We start from the raw sequence: 15,085 nt of genomic DNA on the forward strand, positions 1-15,085 counted from the left end.
ATTAACGTTTTGCTGCCTATTTTTTTATTCTTAAATTATGAAATCAACAATTCGAGTTGCGGGTGGACAAGGTTTTTGGGGCGACATGCTGTCGGCTCCGGTTGATCAGGTTCGAAATGGGCCGATCGATTATTTGATGCTCGACTATCTGGCAGAGGTCACAATGTCGATCCTGCAAAAGCAGCGTGCTCGTGACGCAAACGCCGGATACGCGCGCGATTTTGTAGCTTTGATGGGCGAGATAATGCCGGATTGCGTCGCAAACGATATCAAAGTTCTTTCAAACGCTGGCGGCGTCAACGTAATTGGTTGTGCAGAAGCGATCCGCGAAAAAGCACGCGAACTTGGCCTCGCGGGCAAGATAAAGATCGGTGTAGTAACAGGTGATGACGTTCTCGACAAGCTCGATAAATTCATCGCCGACGGCGTCGAGATCAACAGCATGGACACAGGCGAACCGCTCTCAGCTATCCGCGACAAAGTGCAGTCGGCAAACGTCTATCTCGGCGCAGAGCCGCTCGTCGAAGCCCTCGGCAAAGGAGCAAATGTCGTTGTCGGCGGACGATTGACCGATACGGGCTTGACGCTCGCTCCGCTGATGCACGAATTCGGTTGGGCGTTTGACGATTGGGACAAGGTCTCGGCCGGAACGATCGCCGGGCACATTATCGAGTGTGGTGCACAGTCTAGTGGCGGCAATTGCCAGTACGATTGGCAAAACATCCCTGACATGGCAAACATCGGCTTCCCTATCGTCGAGGCTTCGACTAACGGCGAGTTCATCGTCACCAAACACGAAGGCACAGGCGGCCGCGTGAATATTCAATCGGTAAAAGAACAGCTTCTCTACGAAATGGGCGACCCGAAAGCCTACATAACGCCGGACGTGGTCGCTGATTTTTCGTCGATCCATTTAGAAGACGCAGGTGATAACAAGGTCCGCGTCTTTGGCATCAAAGGCAATCCTAAAACCGACTTCTACAAAGTTTCCATCGCATATTCCGACGGATGGAAATCCGTCGGCACACTGGTCTATTCCTGGCCCGAAGCCTACGAAAAAGCCAAAGGCGCCGACAAGATCCTTCGCGAACGCCTCGACCGCCTCGGCTTGAAGTTCGATGTAGTCCTTTCAGAATTTGTCGGCGTCAACGCTACTCACGGACACCTGTCAGGAGAGCCGTCACCTGATATTCCCGAGGTCCAATTCCGCATCGGCGTCCGGGGCCACAACAAAGCCGACATCGAAAGATTTACGAAAGAGATCGCCCCGCTAATCCTAACCGGCCCGCCTTCGGTAACGGGCTTCGCGGGCGGCCGCCCAAAGGTAGAAGAGATAATGGCTTATTTCCCGGCACTGATACCGAAGTCGCTGATCGAGACAAAGGTCGATATCGTCGAAGCATGAGTCGAAAATCGGTAGTTATCGTTGGATTTTTAATCGTCAGTGTGGCGTGCGTGATAGGTTATCCTCTGATAATCTCCTCGTCCACAAATCGTTCGCGGGCTTATCTTTATCTGAAATCAACCCTGTATGGTGATCCGGAGTTTCGTTATCTTTATGCGGTCAACGGCGGCGAATCGCGTTTCGATAATTACATTTACCAATCTTTAGAGGGTGACGTTCAGTACGCAAAAGATTGTATCGGCTGTAAAGAAGAAAGTGGTGATACTTTTTTCTTTCACAGTTACGTTTCTCCGCAGATGTCTCGCGAAATCTACGACAGAATGGTTGAGCCTCTTATTGATGAAACCGCTCGTCGTGAAGTTCTTGAACAAACTCCCGCGAGAGACCGAGCGATGACTAGAATCTCTCAGAATGGTAAGACAATCAGCGTGAGCCTATTTTGGATCGAAAACGGTGAACTTTGGGAGATAAGATCTATCGACCAACGACATGTTATAGCCTTCCAGCGAAGCCAGTTCTTTCAAATGATCAAGCCTCAGGATTGAAACTTGTTAGGCTACCGGAGTGCTATCGAAGGCTATCTATTTATGCCTGTAGGTAATCCGGCCTTTGCTAAGGTCGTATGGTGAAAGTTCCAGATCGACGCGGTCGCCCATGAGGATTCGGATGCGGTTGCGACGCATGCGGCCTGATATAGTAGCCAGCACAATGTGCTCGCTATCGTTGACCTTAACTTTAAAATAGGCGTTCGGTTGTTTATCGATCACGACACCTGCTATTTCAATAAGCTGCTCTTTTTCAATCGACTGTTCTTTCATTACTATAATTAGGCACTTTTGTCGGGTTATCTTGCAAGTTGCATTTTCAATAAATTTGGTGTAACTCACTTTTCATCTTGCTAATGGGGGTAATACCTGTCACTGTTAAAAGGTCAATCCTTCTCTCGTGAATGTTCTAGCTGAACTTCACGCTTCGCCTTTATCGGTTTTTGGATAAGTTTGAGAGCAGGCCTTTTATGGTAAACACAGGAGTGTTGCTCTTTTAATATCTGAGTATCCGAAATCCGGCTTTTCCTTTCTTGCTATAGAAACACTGCCCGATCGACAAACTTCTTCAGCAATTCCCGACATGCGGGAAAAGGAATTAATAATGAAATTATACGTAGGAAATCTTTCCTTCAACACAACCAGTCAGGATCTAAGCACACTTTTTGGTGAGATCGGCCCTGTAGAATCAGCAAATTTGATCGAAGATCGTGAAACTGGACGTTCGCGCGGCTTTGCATTTATCGAAATGTCGAACAAGGCTGACGGCGAGACTGCGATCTCACAGCTCAACGGCAAAGAAGTAGATGGCCGTGAACTAAAGGTCAACGAAGCTAAACCACAGGTTCGCGATAACAACGGCGGCGGTGGTTACGGCGGCGGTGGCGGAAAACGCTGGTAGTCCAATAAAACACAAAGCCCGGTCGATTGCATTAGCTAGGCCGGGCTTTTACATTAACCAGTTTCAGTACGGGAAATAAAAATGTCATTCAGTCCATTATCGCTATCACGAAGACACGTTCTAGGCGATCTCTATTCAAAATGCGACCCCACGACCGAAGACGTTCCCGTTTATTTACTCGGCGAAGAAAATGAACTGCTCGGACATGCTGCCGAATCTCTCGGCCACTATGCCGACGCAATTACATTTCATCTCGCAGACGACATCTGCAAACGACTCTCAGCGGGACAATACACTTACGAATTCGACGTTGATAAAACCGAAAAACAAGGCCGCGTCCTCATCAGAACGATCTTCCTAAAAGCTCGCAAACCTTACGAAAAACCGCTCGTACGCCGCCGTGGAACAACCGCCGACGCCGAACCTCTTACTTCTCCAAAAACTTAGCAATACCTCGTTGGCAGTCATCGGTCATACGCGCTTTTGCGTTTGTTATGACGCCTTTTTCGATCGCATCATCAATCTTCTCGGCATCAATTGAGTAGAGCAGTTGCTTTGTCATTTCGACGGCGGAGCGGCTAACCTTTGTGTATACGTTCGCGTATTCGAGCACAGCGGCGTCAAAATCTTCTTCGTCAAAAGTACGATTAACGAGTTCTAGTTTGACCGCTTCTTCGGCACTGTATTCAAAGCCCTGCGTCAGCAGTTCAAAGCTCTTTTTCTCGCCGAGATTTCGCCGCAGTATCGCCGCAACCATAGCAGGCACAAATCCTATCTTCACTTCCGGATACCCAAAACGAGCGGTCTTTGTCGCAAGCACAAGATCGCACGCCGTCGCCAATCCACAGCCGCCTGCAAGCGCTCGGCCATGAACGGCAGCTATAACGGGAACTTTTACGTTTCGGATCAACAGGAATAATTCCGCAAGGCTCCGAGCGTCCTCGATATTCTCTTCAAACGAAGCCAACGCGATCTTTTGTAACGATGACAGATCAGCGCCCGAACAAAAATCATTTCCTGCACCTCGAATAACGATCGCCTGAACCGAATGATCAGCATCAGCCTCACGCAAAGCGCTTTTCAACCCATCGATCAATGCATCATTTAATGCATTTCGCTTGTCTGGGCGATTCAGTGTGAGAACACTTATACTGTCATTAGTTGAGATCAGAACTTCAGACATTTGATTCTTCATCAACATCAATATACATCCGCAATAGTGCTGTAGAGAATGTTTTGCCCTGGGCATCCGTCATCAAACTCAACGTACCGCCACCGCCAAGTGATCCGTGGAGCAAAAAATTAAGTGCGCTAAGATTTGGCAATTCAAATCGCTCGACATTGCCTTTGACCATATCGCCGAAATGCTCTTTGACGCGCTCGGCGGTGACCTCGCGGACAAGCAAAGGATAATTCGCAGGGTCGAGAGCTATGATACCGACGTTTGCCGTGTCGCCTTTGTCGCCCGAACGTGCGTGGGCAAGTTTTACAAGTTGAACTTTCATAATCATTAAAAAACAAGTTCTATTCTACAATCAACCTTTGCATTTTGATAAAGCCGTCGACAAAGGATCATTACCGATCTCGTGTATTAACCCTACTCGCAAAGCCTTCTCAGCATCGATCGGCGATGCAGTAAAAAACAATTCCAACGCAGCAGCCTGACCGATCAATCGCGGCAACCGCTGCGTTCCGCCCCAGCCTGTTATTATCCCAAGCCCGGCTCCCGGATGAGCAAATTTCGCGTTGGACGAAGCGATCCGTCTGTCACAAGCCAGCGCAAAGTCGAGCGCTCCGCCAAAACAAAAACCGTTGATCGCAGCTATTGTGGTTTGCGGCAACAAAGTGATCTTTGTCATCAGTTCCTGGCCTTTTCGAGCAAAATCCGGTGCATTATCTGGCGAGACCGCTGCTATTTCTCTTAGGTCAGCACCCGACGCAAAACTCTCGCCCGTTCCCGTAAATATCACAGTAGAAATTGCATGATCGATCGATAAGTCGTCAACGATCCGATGCAACTGTTCGAGAACCGTGATAGACAAAGGATTGCGTATCTCAGGCCTCGTAAATCGGATGACAATTGCGTTGCCATTGTATTCAATTACTAATTCGTCGGACATCTTGTAAACAAACTTTCTGATAAACTAAACTCATGTTCCGCACAAACAAAGCACATCCGTGGCACGGCATTCCGCTTAACGACAATTCGCCCGGCGAGGTTACGGTCTTCATCGAGATCGTTCCGAGTGACACTGTAAAATACGAAGTCGATAAGGAAACCGGCTATCTGAAGATCGACCGGCCGCAGCAATATTCAAATGTCGTACCCGCAAACTACGGCTTCATTCCTCGAACGTATTGCGGCGAAGGCATAGCCAACATGGCCCGTGCGAAATCCGGTAAAGCCGTGAGCGATGGCGACAATGATCCGCTCGACATTCTTGTTCTCTCCGAACACCACATCCCGCGCGGCGACATTATCCTAAAGGCGACGCCGATCGGCGGCTTTTGTCTTATCGATGGCGGCGAGGCTGACGACAAGATCATCGCGGTGCTAAAAGGGGACAAAGTCTTTGAGCAATATACCGACATCACCCAACTCCCCAAAGGCATCCTTCAGCGTTTCGAGCACTACTTTCTGACCTACAAATCTTTGCCCGACGAACCGAACATCTGCGAGATCGCCTATTCCTACGGCCGCGAAGAAAGCCACAAAGTGATCGAAACCGCCACCGCGGATTACACAGATCTTGTAAAGTCACAATAAGACTATTCACCACAGAGTCACAGAGATCACAGAGCAAAGATCATCCACATCGCAAGAGACAATTTTGCAAGAAATTCATCGACTGTAAACTTCATTGATTCTTCCCAAGTTTTGCATAGCACTTGTCGGTGAGTTTTGTCAGACGTTCGCCCTCGTATCTGTCGCCGGGCAGGCCTTGCGTCGCGAGAAGCTGCCCGCATTTGTAAGGACGAGCCTCGATCTTAGCTTGAATTGTGTTGTTGATCTCGTGCGTCAAGATCTGCGCGGCCCAGCTTTTAAAACCCTGCTGCGGCGTGTTCACATACCACCACATATCGACCGGAACCGTAGCGTATGGACGCTGCTTCCCGCCTTTCATCAGTCCAAAAGTGATCGGAAGAGCGGAGCCCGCTTGCACCGGCTTTTTGCCTTTGAGTTTATAAAGAAAAAGGTATGAAGTGCTTACCGGCAGAGCTTTGATCGCCGCTGTTGGAAGATTCCAGCCCATCATCGCATACGCCGTGTCGTCCGGTATTTTGTCCTTATTTTTGTCCGGCCCGATCCGATAAGGAGTATAACCGTGCTTCGCGGACGACCTCACGTACTTGACGGTGAAAACAAATCGCGAACGCGCCTCGATAAATTCGACTGCCTCTTTGACAGGAATTTCGGCGTGGTTAACTTGATCCGCACCGTCCAACATAACAACTGTCAGGGTCCAAGGTATCTTCGCGTCAGAAGCAGAAGTAGGCGTCTGAGCGTAAGAGCCAACCGAAGTACAAATAAATATTAAGGCGATCAAATAGAATTTCATACTCACAAAAGAATAGCGAAAAATGCAGAAGCCCGCACCTTAGTAAGGGCGGAACACTCAGCATTGAATGAAAGAAGCTATCTGGTATAACATTTATTATTAAACATATGATAAACGGACCCGCAAGATTCAAACTTTATCTCAACCAACTCGAAACGATGCTGCTCGAAGCCGTCAAGCAACCCGATGCGGCTCTCTACCTTTATCAAAACGGTGCCCGCACAACTCTATTTATGCTCGAAGGCCTCGCAAAACTCTATGGCAACCTGCACAACAAAAAGCGTTTCAAAAAGATGGAAGATAACTTCAAACTGCTCGAAGACGGCCTAGGCGCATTGGATCACTACGACAATTTCGCGAAAGAGTTTGCAGCCGACAAAAAAGTTCCGGCGGCTATAACAAAATTTGCTCAGGAAAAAGCTCATGAAAAAGCTGCGTCGCTGAACAAAGTGCTAATCGACAAAAACTGGATCGGCAAAAACGCTGACCGCCTCAGCAAGATACAAAAGAAGTTACGCGACGCCGATTGGCTGGAAGACAAAGCGGAAATGAAGACGATCGAATCGTTCTATCAAAGATCGATCGAGAAGATAACCGCCTTCGCAAAAACCTATGATACCGGTTTTACCGAACTCGAAACTCAGGTGCACGAGCTTCGCCGTAAACTACGCTGGCTCAGCATTTACCCGCAGACACTTCAAGGAAGTATTCAACTTACAAACACGTCGTCGAAGGACAAAAACGTCAAGAAATACCTGACGCCCGAGATCGTTAATTCACCATTCAACAAGATGCCCGCCGTCGGTACCAATCGTTATGTGCTGACATTCAACCGCGACTATTTCCTCGCTCTCAGTTGGATGATCTCCGAACTCGGCAAGCTAAAAGACGAAGGCCTGCGTTTCTTTGTCCTAAACGAAGCAGGAGCAAAGGCTGGCGCTGCTGACGAGGCTGTGATCCTCTCAAAAGCGTCCGATATATCACGTACTTTTTTCTCAGAGAACAATCTCGGCAAAATGATCGTGGGAGTTAATAAGGTTTAGACCGTACTAACTTATATCCTTTCACCAAACCAGTAGCACAGGCCGTCGGGAGCGATGACGAAAAAGACTTTGAAACGCGAACCGTCTTCACGGGTCTCATTTTTTATCTGTCCAATATTTTCGAGGCCGTTTGCGATGAATTCACTGCGAAGTGCTTCCGCATCGTCAATGTGAAACGCACAGCCATCTTGCTCTGGATCACCGCCATTCTCCGCTATCCCAAAGCGAACGGTGTCACGCTCGAACAAAACTTTATTGATCGGCTCGGTCTCACGTTCTACGACACCGAAGCCCATCTTCGACTCATAATACAACACCGAAGCCTCAACGCTCGCCACCGGCAAGTTCATCGCGTCGCCCTGATAACCAAATGCTGAAACTAACTTAGCCATAAATAGGATTACGGAACAAAATTATAAGTAATAACGCCGGAAACCTTGACCGGGGTGCCCGAAAGTAAAGTAGGTGTAAATCTTGCATCGCAAGCCGCGTAACGAGACGCGAATTGAAGAACCGGATGCCCCTTGACAGCTCCTGCCCGTATGACTTTGCCTCTTTCATCAATTAACACTTGAATGGTGACTACCCCGCCCAAGCGGGTCGCCTTAGCCTCAGACGGATATACAGGTGGCGGCAACGAGGTTGCTTTACCATTGACCACGCCACCTTTGATAAATTTAAGATTCTCCTTCCCTGCATCTGGATCGACTACAGCCGCTTTTGTTTCGAGCTGCGGATTCTTAAGAGTAAAAGACAGCCAGATGTCTTTTTTCTACAGCCTTTCCATTTTTTATGGCTGGAAAGAATTGCAGCTTCAGCATCTCCTGGGATAGATTTGCAAAAAGATCTTCCAGAACCTTTTTCGGATTCGTTGAACAAGGCCAGACCGGGCCTGCGGCTACATTTGCTTTTGTAGGCTTTCCGGTCTTATCGAGTTGGATCGCCATCGTAACTTTCCCATCGATCTCAGCGTCAATCGCCGATTGAGGCATCTTGTAAGTTGTCGATCCCTGCAAGACCGGATCGGCGTCGGGCGGTGTCTGAGATATTCCGCTAACGACAAATATCGTTACAAAAGCCAACAAAATTAAATATTTCATATTGTCCACCAGATATACGCGAACTTTTTACATTATTAGAACAATATCGACGGCATAAAAGCTCCGCGAGGTTCCTGATAGACACCTCTGCTCATCAGGTTCAGCGGCATGACGATGCGGAGCCCGTGATCGAAGCACCAGCGCATTAGTTCGCTATTGCGAGTCGGCAGCAGGAAACCGTTTCCGGCAATTGATTCGGCCTCGGCGATGAGGGCCTTGAGATCTTCGTTCGATTCGCCAACTGTGTGTCCAAAAAAACCTAGCACGGTCGTGTAACCCGTGATGCGGCCGTCGTGTTCGACGACCTTTGCGTTCCCTTGTTGGATCGCACCTGCGGCTTCGTTGCGGCGCGATATGCCGTGAACTCGTCTGCAAACTTCTTCGACACCATCAAGGTCTTCGGCTGTCATCGGACGCACATGATAGCCTTCGATCTCGGCTCCTATCTTCGGCCCGTTCATAAGCGAAAGCGGTTCGACCGTATTGAAACCGAGCTTTGTATAGAGCGACAGCGAGCGATTATGATACGCCGCCTGCACAAGACGTATCGACGGCGCACCTTTTTCTTCGCCACGCCGGATCACATCGTTCATCAACGCCTTGCCGATCGAGGAATTTTGCGCCGCAGGATCGATAGTGATCGGACCGACGCCGGCGACCGTATCCATTTCCCAGAGGAAGTTACTCCCAACGACCCTTCCTTCTGCATCCTCAGCAACCACGCCATAAGCGAACGGCACCGATATCATCATCGACATCAACCCCACTGCCGGTTCAACGGACGGAAAATCCGGTGGAAATCCATGCTCTTCTGAGATCGTCTTAAAAGCCTCATAACAGATCTCGCCAAGCCGCTGTGCGTCTTCAGGCCGCGGCTGACGCAGCGTAAAATCGTTCGTTTCTTTAGCAGATGCATTACTCATAATTATCACCTCTTCGTTGTTTTTCGATATGTTACTGCGCTCTCATAATAGAGGCAAGTCTTCGGATAGATCCAAAAGTGCAGTGTGATCCAGCCTTTTCCTTGCGGCCTTTGCGTCTTTGCGGGAGATCGTTTTTTTCCACACAAATACGCCAAGCTAAACTAAATCACTCGCAGCAACGTCACGATTGCCGGCAAATCCTACTAACCAGCTTTTCCGCTAGGTGTTTTCTCCATTAAGTGTTACCATTCATAACGTTAACACCTTCTCTCGCGTCGCAGGACGCGCTTCGCCTTAACGGTTTTCGGATAAGTCTTGAGAGCAGGCCCTTTATAGAATAGAAGTAGCTCTCAGTGTTTTTTGAGTGCGCACCGGCTGACTTAGCCATTCCGCATCGCACTTCTGCAGAACATCCCCGCTTAGCGAGGGAAGGAAAATGAAATGAAACTTTACGTAGGAAACTTGTCTTTTAACACATCTAATCAGGATCTCTTGGAACTTTTTGGCGGCGTCGGACCGGTTGCTTCGGCAAACATTATCGAAGACCGTGAAACAGGCCGCTCGCGCGGTTTCGGTTTCGTCGAAATGGAAAATCAGGCAGACGGCGAAACAGCCATCTCACAGCTCAACGGCAAAGAAGTCGATGGCCGCGAATTGAAGGTCAACGAAGCAAAGCCACAGGGTGAAGGCGGACGCGGCGGAGGCGGCGGCGGTCGTGGTGGTAATCGTGGCGGAGGCGGCGGTGGCCGCGGCGGCTACGGCGGCGGATCAGGCGGCGGCTACGGCGGCGGTGGTGGTGGCGGCTACGGCGGCCGAAGCTACTAATTAGTTTTTACTACAATCAAAAAAGCCCGTCAGCAAATCTGCTGGCGGGCTTTTTTGTTTTGGTATTTCACACATCATAAGGCGACCTAGGCGATATGCAGCTCCAACATCAAAGCCTCGTCTGTATCCCTTTCAGGAACTTTTGAATCGGGTGCAGAAAGAGACATTATAAAATATTCATTTATTACTCCATGCAGTTTGCCATTTGGCCATTTGGTCAATCTCTGATTGCTGGGCCGCCAGTATTTCTTTCGCAATTTTCTTTATTTCGTCTCGCGAGGATTTTCTAATTGCTTCATCGGCCATCACGATGGCACCTTTGTGGTGCGGTGTCATTTGATGAATGAATTCAAGATCAAAATCATTGCCGCTCGACGCGGAGAGCTTCTTCATATCCATGCCTTTCATTGAGTCGGCCATCCCTGCCATCTCCATGTTTATCGCCGGCGCAGCTCCGGGGAACCATTTTTCACGCCACGCTTTCATGTCCGCAATTTCTTTTCGCTGACTCGTAATAATGTTTGCGCAAAGCGTTTTGATCTCGGCGTGTTCGGCTCTCGCTCCGCAAGGTTCGGCCATATCAACCGCTCCCTGATGATGAGCGATCATGGTATCGAGAAATTGCAGATCGTAAGGCGCGTTTGCCGCATTCTCCGAACTAGTCTTTGTCGAATGATCCATTTGGGAATGGTCCATCTTTGAATGATCCATCTTGCTGTGGTCGATCTCGGTATCGGATTTAGCGACCTCCGCCTTCCCGCCACATGCTGACATACAAACTAACGTCAAAAGGACACTCATCAAAAATATTCTGTACATAATACCTTACTCCTTATTTATGCTTGGACGGCCTGAACCGCGTAAAGAGCTGCCAACCGCCGTGAGTTCTGCCGCCGTAAACCGAAGCAAGTGTCTGCGGATTATGATTGATCGTCGCCATTCCGCCGAGACCAACATCGATGCCCTTGCCTTGCACGATATCACGAACGTAGCCAAACGAAAATGCCTGCACCCAAAACTGCTCGTCCTCGAGCGAATGATCGAGAACGAGGTCGTGCCCGCTTTTCTTTACCGTTTCGATCCGTCCGAAGATCGCGTTCTTGAAAAAATCATAATTGCTCTCGAACAGAAACGAATTTGATCGTTCGGCGTTCGCATAGTTCTGTCCCCAGACGAACGAAGTCGCCCAGTTTCGAGCATCGTCAAGCTTCTTGTTATAGATCGCAGAAGCCGTTGTCTTGCGAAGGATGCGAATTTCAGGCTCAAGTGGTTCAGGATTTTTAAGGTAACCGTGAGAGATCTGGAAAGACACGTTCTTTGTCGGATTTACGCTGAATCGCCCGCTAAAGGAATTAAGTCTGGGCTTGTCGAAGTTCCAGCGGTTCTCATTCGGCTCGGTGCCGTTGAAAGCAGAAGCCTCGATCTTGGCTCTGCCGAATGAAAATCCGGCCGTTAATACGCCGTAAGTTATATGCGTAGCGTCTTGCCAATGGTGTCCGATCGGAGCATCGGGATTGTTCATTCCTGACGTGCGGTGAAGATACATCGGAGGCCCCAGTGCTGGCTCGCCAGGATATCCGGCGTAGACGAAAAACGACTTTTTATCGTCAAACTTATGCGAAAAGGTCACTGCTAATTCTGAGATAAAATCATGTGGATGTTGGCGGTCGTGTAAAGGCAGTCCGCGAAACTGCTCACCGCTCTGATAAAGAAGCGGATAACCAAATGATTGCTCAATGATCGGATCGAGACTTGCCATCGCACGAAATCCGAATTGGGACTTTTCGCCTATCGGATGCGAATACATTGCCATGAACATCGTCGGAAAATCGGCTTTTGCTTTACTGCCTTTTCCCGCAACGGAAACATCACGCGTCGAGCCGATCTGTGTGTAACGCAGGAACGCCGTTCCCATGAACATCCACATGCCGCCGCTTTCCGTCATTTTCATCTTTGCATACACAGGCGACGAATCGGGAGCCCAGGCAGTGCCTGAGCTCTCCCTCTCCATCGGATCGCCGATGTTGGTGACCGATGACATTTTCATATTCATGTCATCGTGGTTCATTCCGGTCATGTCGTGCGGAGTCGCTGTAGATTTCGCGTCCGGCTTTTTCTCGCCGGGATTTGTAGGCATCAGTTCGGGATGGTCTTCGCCCGGCTGATGAACGTGCTTAATCTTTTCTGGCATCTTCATGTTTGGCTCGGGCGTGATGCCGACGGCGATATTGCCCCACATTCCGCCTTTCGCGTGAGAGCCCACCGAACAGAAGTACTTAAACATTCCGTCTTCGTTTGCCTTGATCACAAGCTCCTCGGCCTGGATCGTTCCGTCTGCGACGGGCGAAAGTTTTGCTGAGCCAGCGGTTTCCGTTATAGCAGGGCTGGCCTTAAACTCGTCCGTAATATGGCCAAAGCGCACGTCGTGCTTCATATCGGCGTCAACGTTGACAAACAACACTTTGAGTGTGGCTCCCGAGGGAACGACAAGAGTAGCGTTTCTTATGCCTTGTATGCGATACGAAAGCATATCTTCCTCAGGGCCGGTGAAAACGACGAGCCTGATCTCATTTTCTGTAAAAGTTATATTAGAGCCACTGACCTTGCCCATGGTGCGGGTCTTTGTGACCGTAGCGAGGTCAGTGTCCTTGAGCATCTTCTTTTCGCTGCTTACAAGCGTAAACGGCTGATGTGCGAATACCTGAACACTCAACGCGAGTGCCAGGATCATCAAAAATATGAATTGTTTCACTACTATCTCCGTGTCTGTAGATCAATGAACAATCGCTCAACCGATAATGATTGAGTCGAAGAAAAACGAGTTGTTTCTATTGGTTTACAGGCGCGGAGGTGCGCGCGCGGGCAAAAGCGATTTGAGTCTGGATGAATAAGAAACGCTCTTGTAAAAATACGGAGGCGGTTCGGTAAAGCTATCGCTGGCTACAAATTCGGTTTCTGCAAGGACGTGAGCAGCATTCGCCAGTTCGTCGGTCGATTTGAATTCTTTACTGGACGCTGTGAGAACAATGTAAAACGATGTCTGTCCAACTGCACAAATGCAATTTTTATCGCAGACATTTTGATCAGCATCAACTTGTGTGGAGTCGGCTGTCTGAACGTGAGAATGACAGTCCGCCTTTACGATCTTTTTCTCAATGTGGTGTGAGCAAGCACACGCCGCAACACTTGACGCAAACAGTAAACTGCACGTCACAACTACAAAGAATGCTTGTCTGAACCTCTTGAACACGACACTCCGATGATACATCAAGTCAAAAAGATTGCCAATAATAGGCTACGGCGGCGAATCAGGCGGCGGCTACGGCGGCCGAAGCTACTAATTAGTTTTTACTTTAACCAAAAAAGCCCGTCAGCAGATCTGCTGGCGGGCTTTTTTGCTTCTAGGTTGACCATGCTCTAACTGCCTTTCACAAAACGTCTTCTAACGAAGAGGCGCTTGCTTTAAATCAAAATTGATGTATTATTCCGCTAAGAATCTTGGGTTTCAGCAAAGAAAAATACACAGAAGCAGTATTTGGTGCGGAGCAACTTGGTGCGTGGTTGATGCACCAATAATACCAAGGATAACAATACTATGACAAACAATTCTCTTTTGCGTCTCTTCGCGTCTATCGCTTTCATTTGTGCCGCTTTCGTTTCCTTAAACGCCCAGACCGAGCGGGAGGTCGCCGAAGCGGTGGTTCAGGGGCTAAAACTATTTGAGCAGGAGAGATTTATCGAAGCAATGCCCTATGTTGAGACGGCTCTTAAGGCCATACCGGACCAGCCTGAGCTGCATTTTATGTATGGTTGGGGCCTGGTCGCAAAGTCGAAACAAACAAGCGATACTAATGAGGCAAAGAAGCTTTCAGCCCAGGCTTTGGACCGGTTTATTAAGGCTAAGGAACTAGGCTTTGAGAATCAAGAGAATGATGAGATGATCGCCATTCTGAGCGGCAAAGCGGTGCCCGCCGCGAAGCCTGCCTATTCGTTGAACAAGGATGCGGAGAAGTATATGGTCGAGGCAGAAAATTATTTTGCCCAGTCAAAATATGATGAAGCAATTAAGAAATATGAAATGGCGTTGACCTTGGATCCGAAGATCTATCAAGCGGCTTTGTACGGAGGTGACTCTTATACGGCGAAAAGCGATTGGGAAAATGCTGAAAAATGGTATCAGCGAGGGATCGCCATCGACCCAAATCGTGAAACGGCCTATCGATATTCGGGTACTCCGTTGATGAAGCAGAAGAAGTACGATGTCGCCCGCGATAGATATATCGAAGCCTACATTACTGAGCCGTATAATAAAATGTCCTCGCGAGGTATTGGCCAATGGGCAGAGGCCACTGGTGCAAAGCTGGGCCACCCGGTTATAGATGTTCCAGAAATCACCTTCGAAAAAGTGGTAAGGCCGTACCTAAGAATCCGATCAATATTGAAGACGCTTCAACACGTCCCTGGTTGGCGTATCTAGCCGCGAGAGAAACCTGGAAGCGAGAAAAGTTCACCAAGTCATTTCCTAAAGAAACTGAGTATAGACATAGCCTGCAGGAAGAGGTCGAAGCTCTTCGAGCTGTGGTCGCTGCCTCAACATCTCAGAAGTCGCAGAACAAACAAATCGAATTGCTTGCTAATATGAATACCGAAGGTGTCCTTGAAGCTTTTGTTTTGTTGTCAAATCCTGACGAGGGCATCGTTCAAGATTATGCCGAATTCCTAAAAAACAATCGTCCAAAACTTCGACAGTACGTGGTTAGCTATATAATCCGGAAGTAAATTC

19 protein-coding genes are annotated in these 15,085 nt (G+C 48.8%); 8 read left to right on the forward strand and 11 right to left on the reverse strand.

What is annotated here, in order from left to right:
- The first annotated feature begins 37 nt into the window (after positions 1-37).
- Together IPL32_16265 and IPL32_16270 are read left to right on the forward strand one after the other, a co-directional pair.
- Entirely contained in the window at positions 38-1,405 is a 1,368-nt protein-coding gene (locus tag IPL32_16265; protein MBK8467371.1) for a DUF1446 domain-containing protein, read from the forward strand.
- Positions 1,402-1,950, forward strand: coding sequence for a hypothetical protein (locus IPL32_16270; GenBank protein ID MBK8467372.1), 549 nt, complete (start codon positions 1,402-1,404; stop codon positions 1,948-1,950). The genes IPL32_16265 and IPL32_16270 overlap by 4 nt, the downstream gene beginning before the upstream one ends.
- Before the next feature lie 36 nt (positions 1,951-1,986).
- Here IPL32_16270 and infA read toward each other — a convergent pair whose 3' ends face one another.
- The gene (gene infA, locus IPL32_16275; protein ID MBK8467373.1) at positions 1,987-2,208 is read right to left on the reverse strand and encodes a translation initiation factor IF-1; all 222 of its coding nucleotides are present in this window, start codon (positions 2,206-2,208) and stop codon (positions 1,987-1,989) included.
- Positions 2,209-2,533: 325 nt separating this feature from the next.
- Between infA and IPL32_16280 the strand changes: the two genes are divergently transcribed.
- Together IPL32_16280 and IPL32_16285 are read left to right on the forward strand one after the other, a co-directional pair.
- Positions 2,534-2,851, forward strand: a complete 318-nt coding sequence (locus tag IPL32_16280; protein ID MBK8467374.1) for an RNA-binding protein — start codon at positions 2,534-2,536, stop codon at positions 2,849-2,851.
- An 81-nt stretch (positions 2,852-2,932) separates the two neighbouring features.
- Positions 2,933-3,298, forward strand: coding sequence for a hypothetical protein (locus tag IPL32_16285; GenBank protein ID MBK8467375.1), 366 nt, complete (start codon positions 2,933-2,935; stop codon positions 3,296-3,298).
- Here the strand turns inward: IPL32_16285 and IPL32_16290 are convergent.
- The 3 genes from IPL32_16290 to IPL32_16300 are packed head-to-tail and all read right to left on the reverse strand — an operon-like array spanning position 3,279 to position 4,971.
- Positions 3,279-4,034: an enoyl-CoA hydratase/isomerase family protein gene (locus IPL32_16290; GenBank protein ID MBK8467376.1), complete on the reverse strand. Its 756-nt coding sequence runs from the start codon at positions 4,032-4,034 to the stop codon at positions 3,279-3,281. The two genes, IPL32_16285 and IPL32_16290, sit on opposite strands and share 20 nt — an antisense overlap.
- Positions 4,027-4,356 (reverse strand): hypothetical protein, encoded by a 330-nt coding sequence (locus IPL32_16295; protein ID MBK8467377.1) that lies wholly within the window; start codon positions 4,354-4,356, stop codon positions 4,027-4,029. Before IPL32_16295 ends, IPL32_16290 begins: the two co-directional genes overlap by 8 nt.
- 30 nt (positions 4,357-4,386) lie before the next feature.
- Positions 4,387-4,971 carry an enoyl-CoA hydratase/isomerase family protein gene (locus IPL32_16300; GenBank protein ID MBK8467378.1) on the reverse strand — a complete coding sequence of 195 codons (585 nt, stop codon included), beginning with the start codon at positions 4,969-4,971 and terminating at the stop codon, positions 4,387-4,389.
- Positions 4,972-5,003: 32 nt separating this feature from the next.
- Here IPL32_16300 and IPL32_16305 point away from each other — a divergent pair, with 32 nt between their 5' ends.
- Positions 5,004-5,618, forward strand: a complete 615-nt coding sequence (locus IPL32_16305; GenBank protein MBK8467379.1) for an inorganic pyrophosphatase — start codon at positions 5,004-5,006, stop codon at positions 5,616-5,618.
- A gap of 91 nt (positions 5,619-5,709) precedes the next feature.
- On the opposite strand, the gene IPL32_16310 is transcribed toward IPL32_16305, so the two are convergent.
- On the reverse strand, positions 5,710-6,411 hold the full coding sequence (locus IPL32_16310; GenBank protein MBK8467380.1) for a hypothetical protein: 702 nt from the start codon (positions 6,409-6,411) through the stop codon (positions 5,710-5,712).
- 107 nt (positions 6,412-6,518) lie between these two features.
- Between IPL32_16310 and IPL32_16315 the strand changes: the two genes are divergently transcribed.
- Positions 6,519-7,454: a hypothetical protein gene (locus tag IPL32_16315; GenBank protein ID MBK8467381.1), complete on the forward strand. Its 936-nt coding sequence runs from the start codon at positions 6,519-6,521 to the stop codon at positions 7,452-7,454.
- A gap of 11 nt (positions 7,455-7,465) precedes the next feature.
- Here the strand turns inward: IPL32_16315 and IPL32_16320 are convergent, their stop codons facing one another.
- The 4 genes from IPL32_16320 to IPL32_16335 form a co-directional block, all read right to left on the reverse strand.
- Positions 7,466-7,846 carry a VOC family protein gene (locus IPL32_16320; GenBank protein MBK8467382.1) on the reverse strand — a complete coding sequence of 127 codons (381 nt, stop codon included), beginning with the start codon at positions 7,844-7,846 and terminating at the stop codon, positions 7,466-7,468.
- 8 nt (positions 7,847-7,854) lie between these two features.
- Complete coding sequence (locus tag IPL32_16325; protein ID MBK8467383.1) at positions 7,855-8,115, reverse strand: TonB family protein; 261 nt, start codon at positions 8,113-8,115, stop codon at positions 7,855-7,857.
- Positions 8,116-8,194: 79 nt separating this feature from the next.
- Positions 8,195-8,554 carry a hypothetical protein gene (locus IPL32_16330; protein ID MBK8467384.1) on the reverse strand — a complete coding sequence of 120 codons (360 nt, stop codon included), beginning with the start codon at positions 8,552-8,554 and terminating at the stop codon, positions 8,195-8,197.
- Between the two features lie 35 nt (positions 8,555-8,589).
- A complete protein-coding gene (locus IPL32_16335) occupies positions 8,590-9,477 on the reverse strand; it encodes a GNAT family N-acetyltransferase (GenBank protein MBK8467385.1) in 888 nt (295 codons plus the stop codon).
- Positions 9,478-9,918: 441 nt separating this feature from the next.
- On the opposite strand from IPL32_16335, the gene IPL32_16340 reads away from it, so the two are divergent.
- Positions 9,919-10,302 (forward strand): RNA-binding protein, encoded by a 384-nt coding sequence (locus IPL32_16340; protein ID MBK8467386.1) that lies wholly within the window; start codon positions 9,919-9,921, stop codon positions 10,300-10,302.
- Between the two features lie 177 nt (positions 10,303-10,479).
- On the opposite strand, the gene IPL32_16345 is transcribed toward IPL32_16340, so the two are convergent.
- Together IPL32_16345 and IPL32_16350 are read right to left on the reverse strand one after the other, a co-directional pair.
- Positions 10,480-11,076: a DUF305 domain-containing protein gene (locus IPL32_16345; GenBank protein MBK8467387.1), complete on the reverse strand. Its 597-nt coding sequence runs from the start codon at positions 11,074-11,076 to the stop codon at positions 10,480-10,482.
- Positions 11,077-11,134: 58 nt separating this feature from the next.
- Positions 11,135-13,054: a hypothetical protein gene (locus IPL32_16350; protein MBK8467388.1), complete on the reverse strand. Its 1,920-nt coding sequence runs from the start codon at positions 13,052-13,054 to the stop codon at positions 11,135-11,137.
- A gap of 843 nt (positions 13,055-13,897) precedes the next feature.
- Between IPL32_16350 and IPL32_16355 the strand changes: the two genes are divergently transcribed.
- A complete protein-coding gene (locus IPL32_16355; GenBank protein MBK8467389.1) occupies positions 13,898-14,779 on the forward strand; it encodes a tetratricopeptide repeat protein in 882 nt (293 codons plus the stop codon).
- The last annotated feature ends 306 nt before the right edge of the window (positions 14,780-15,085 follow it).

It is taken from the genome of Chloracidobacterium sp. (assembly GCA_016711345.1).
GTDB lineage: Bacteria > Acidobacteriota > Blastocatellia > Pyrinomonadales > Pyrinomonadaceae > OLB17.

What these genes read in the sequence shown, in the direction of transcription:
- IPL32_16265 (MBK8467371.1), top strand. Translation starts at nt 38, where the DNA reads ATGAAATCAACAATTCGAGTTGCGGGTGGACAAGGTTTTTGGGGCGAC.
- IPL32_16270 (MBK8467372.1), top strand. Translation starts at nt 1,402, where the DNA reads ATGAGTCGAAAATCGGTAGTTATCGTTGGATTTTTAATCGTCAGTGTG.
- IPL32_16280 (MBK8467374.1), top strand. Translation starts at nt 2,534, where the DNA reads ATGCGGGAAAAGGAATTAATAATGAAATTATACGTAGGAAATCTTTCC.
- IPL32_16285 (MBK8467375.1), top strand. Translation starts at nt 2,933, where the DNA reads ATGTCATTCAGTCCATTATCGCTATCACGAAGACACGTTCTAGGCGAT.
- IPL32_16290 (MBK8467376.1), bottom strand. Translation starts at nt 4,034, where the DNA reads ATGTCTGAAGTTCTGATCTCAACTAATGACAGTATAAGTGTTCTCACA.
- IPL32_16295 (MBK8467377.1), bottom strand. Translation starts at nt 4,356, where the DNA reads ATGAAAGTTCAACTTGTAAAACTTGCCCACGCACGTTCGGGCGACAAA.
- IPL32_16300 (MBK8467378.1), bottom strand. Translation starts at nt 4,971, where the DNA reads ATGTCCGACGAATTAGTAATTGAATACAATGGCAACGCAATTGTCATC.
- IPL32_16305 (MBK8467379.1), top strand. Translation starts at nt 5,004, where the DNA reads ATGTTCCGCACAAACAAAGCACATCCGTGGCACGGCATTCCGCTTAAC.
- IPL32_16310 (MBK8467380.1), bottom strand. Translation starts at nt 6,411, where the DNA reads ATGAAATTCTATTTGATCGCCTTAATATTTATTTGTACTTCGGTTGGC.
- IPL32_16315 (MBK8467381.1), top strand. Translation starts at nt 6,519, where the DNA reads ATGATAAACGGACCCGCAAGATTCAAACTTTATCTCAACCAACTCGAA.
- IPL32_16320 (MBK8467382.1), bottom strand. Translation starts at nt 7,846, where the DNA reads ATGGCTAAGTTAGTTTCAGCATTTGGTTATCAGGGCGACGCGATGAAC.
- IPL32_16330 (MBK8467384.1), bottom strand. Translation starts at nt 8,554, where the DNA reads ATGAAATATTTAATTTTGTTGGCTTTTGTAACGATATTTGTCGTTAGC.
- IPL32_16335 (MBK8467385.1), bottom strand. Translation starts at nt 9,477, where the DNA reads ATGAGTAATGCATCTGCTAAAGAAACGAACGATTTTACGCTGCGTCAG.
- IPL32_16340 (MBK8467386.1), top strand. Translation starts at nt 9,919, where the DNA reads ATGAAACTTTACGTAGGAAACTTGTCTTTTAACACATCTAATCAGGAT.
- IPL32_16345 (MBK8467387.1), bottom strand. Translation starts at nt 11,076, where the DNA reads ATGTCAGCATGTGGCGGGAAGGCGGAGGTCGCTAAATCCGATACCGAG.
- IPL32_16355 (MBK8467389.1), top strand. Translation starts at nt 13,898, where the DNA reads ATGACAAACAATTCTCTTTTGCGTCTCTTCGCGTCTATCGCTTTCATT.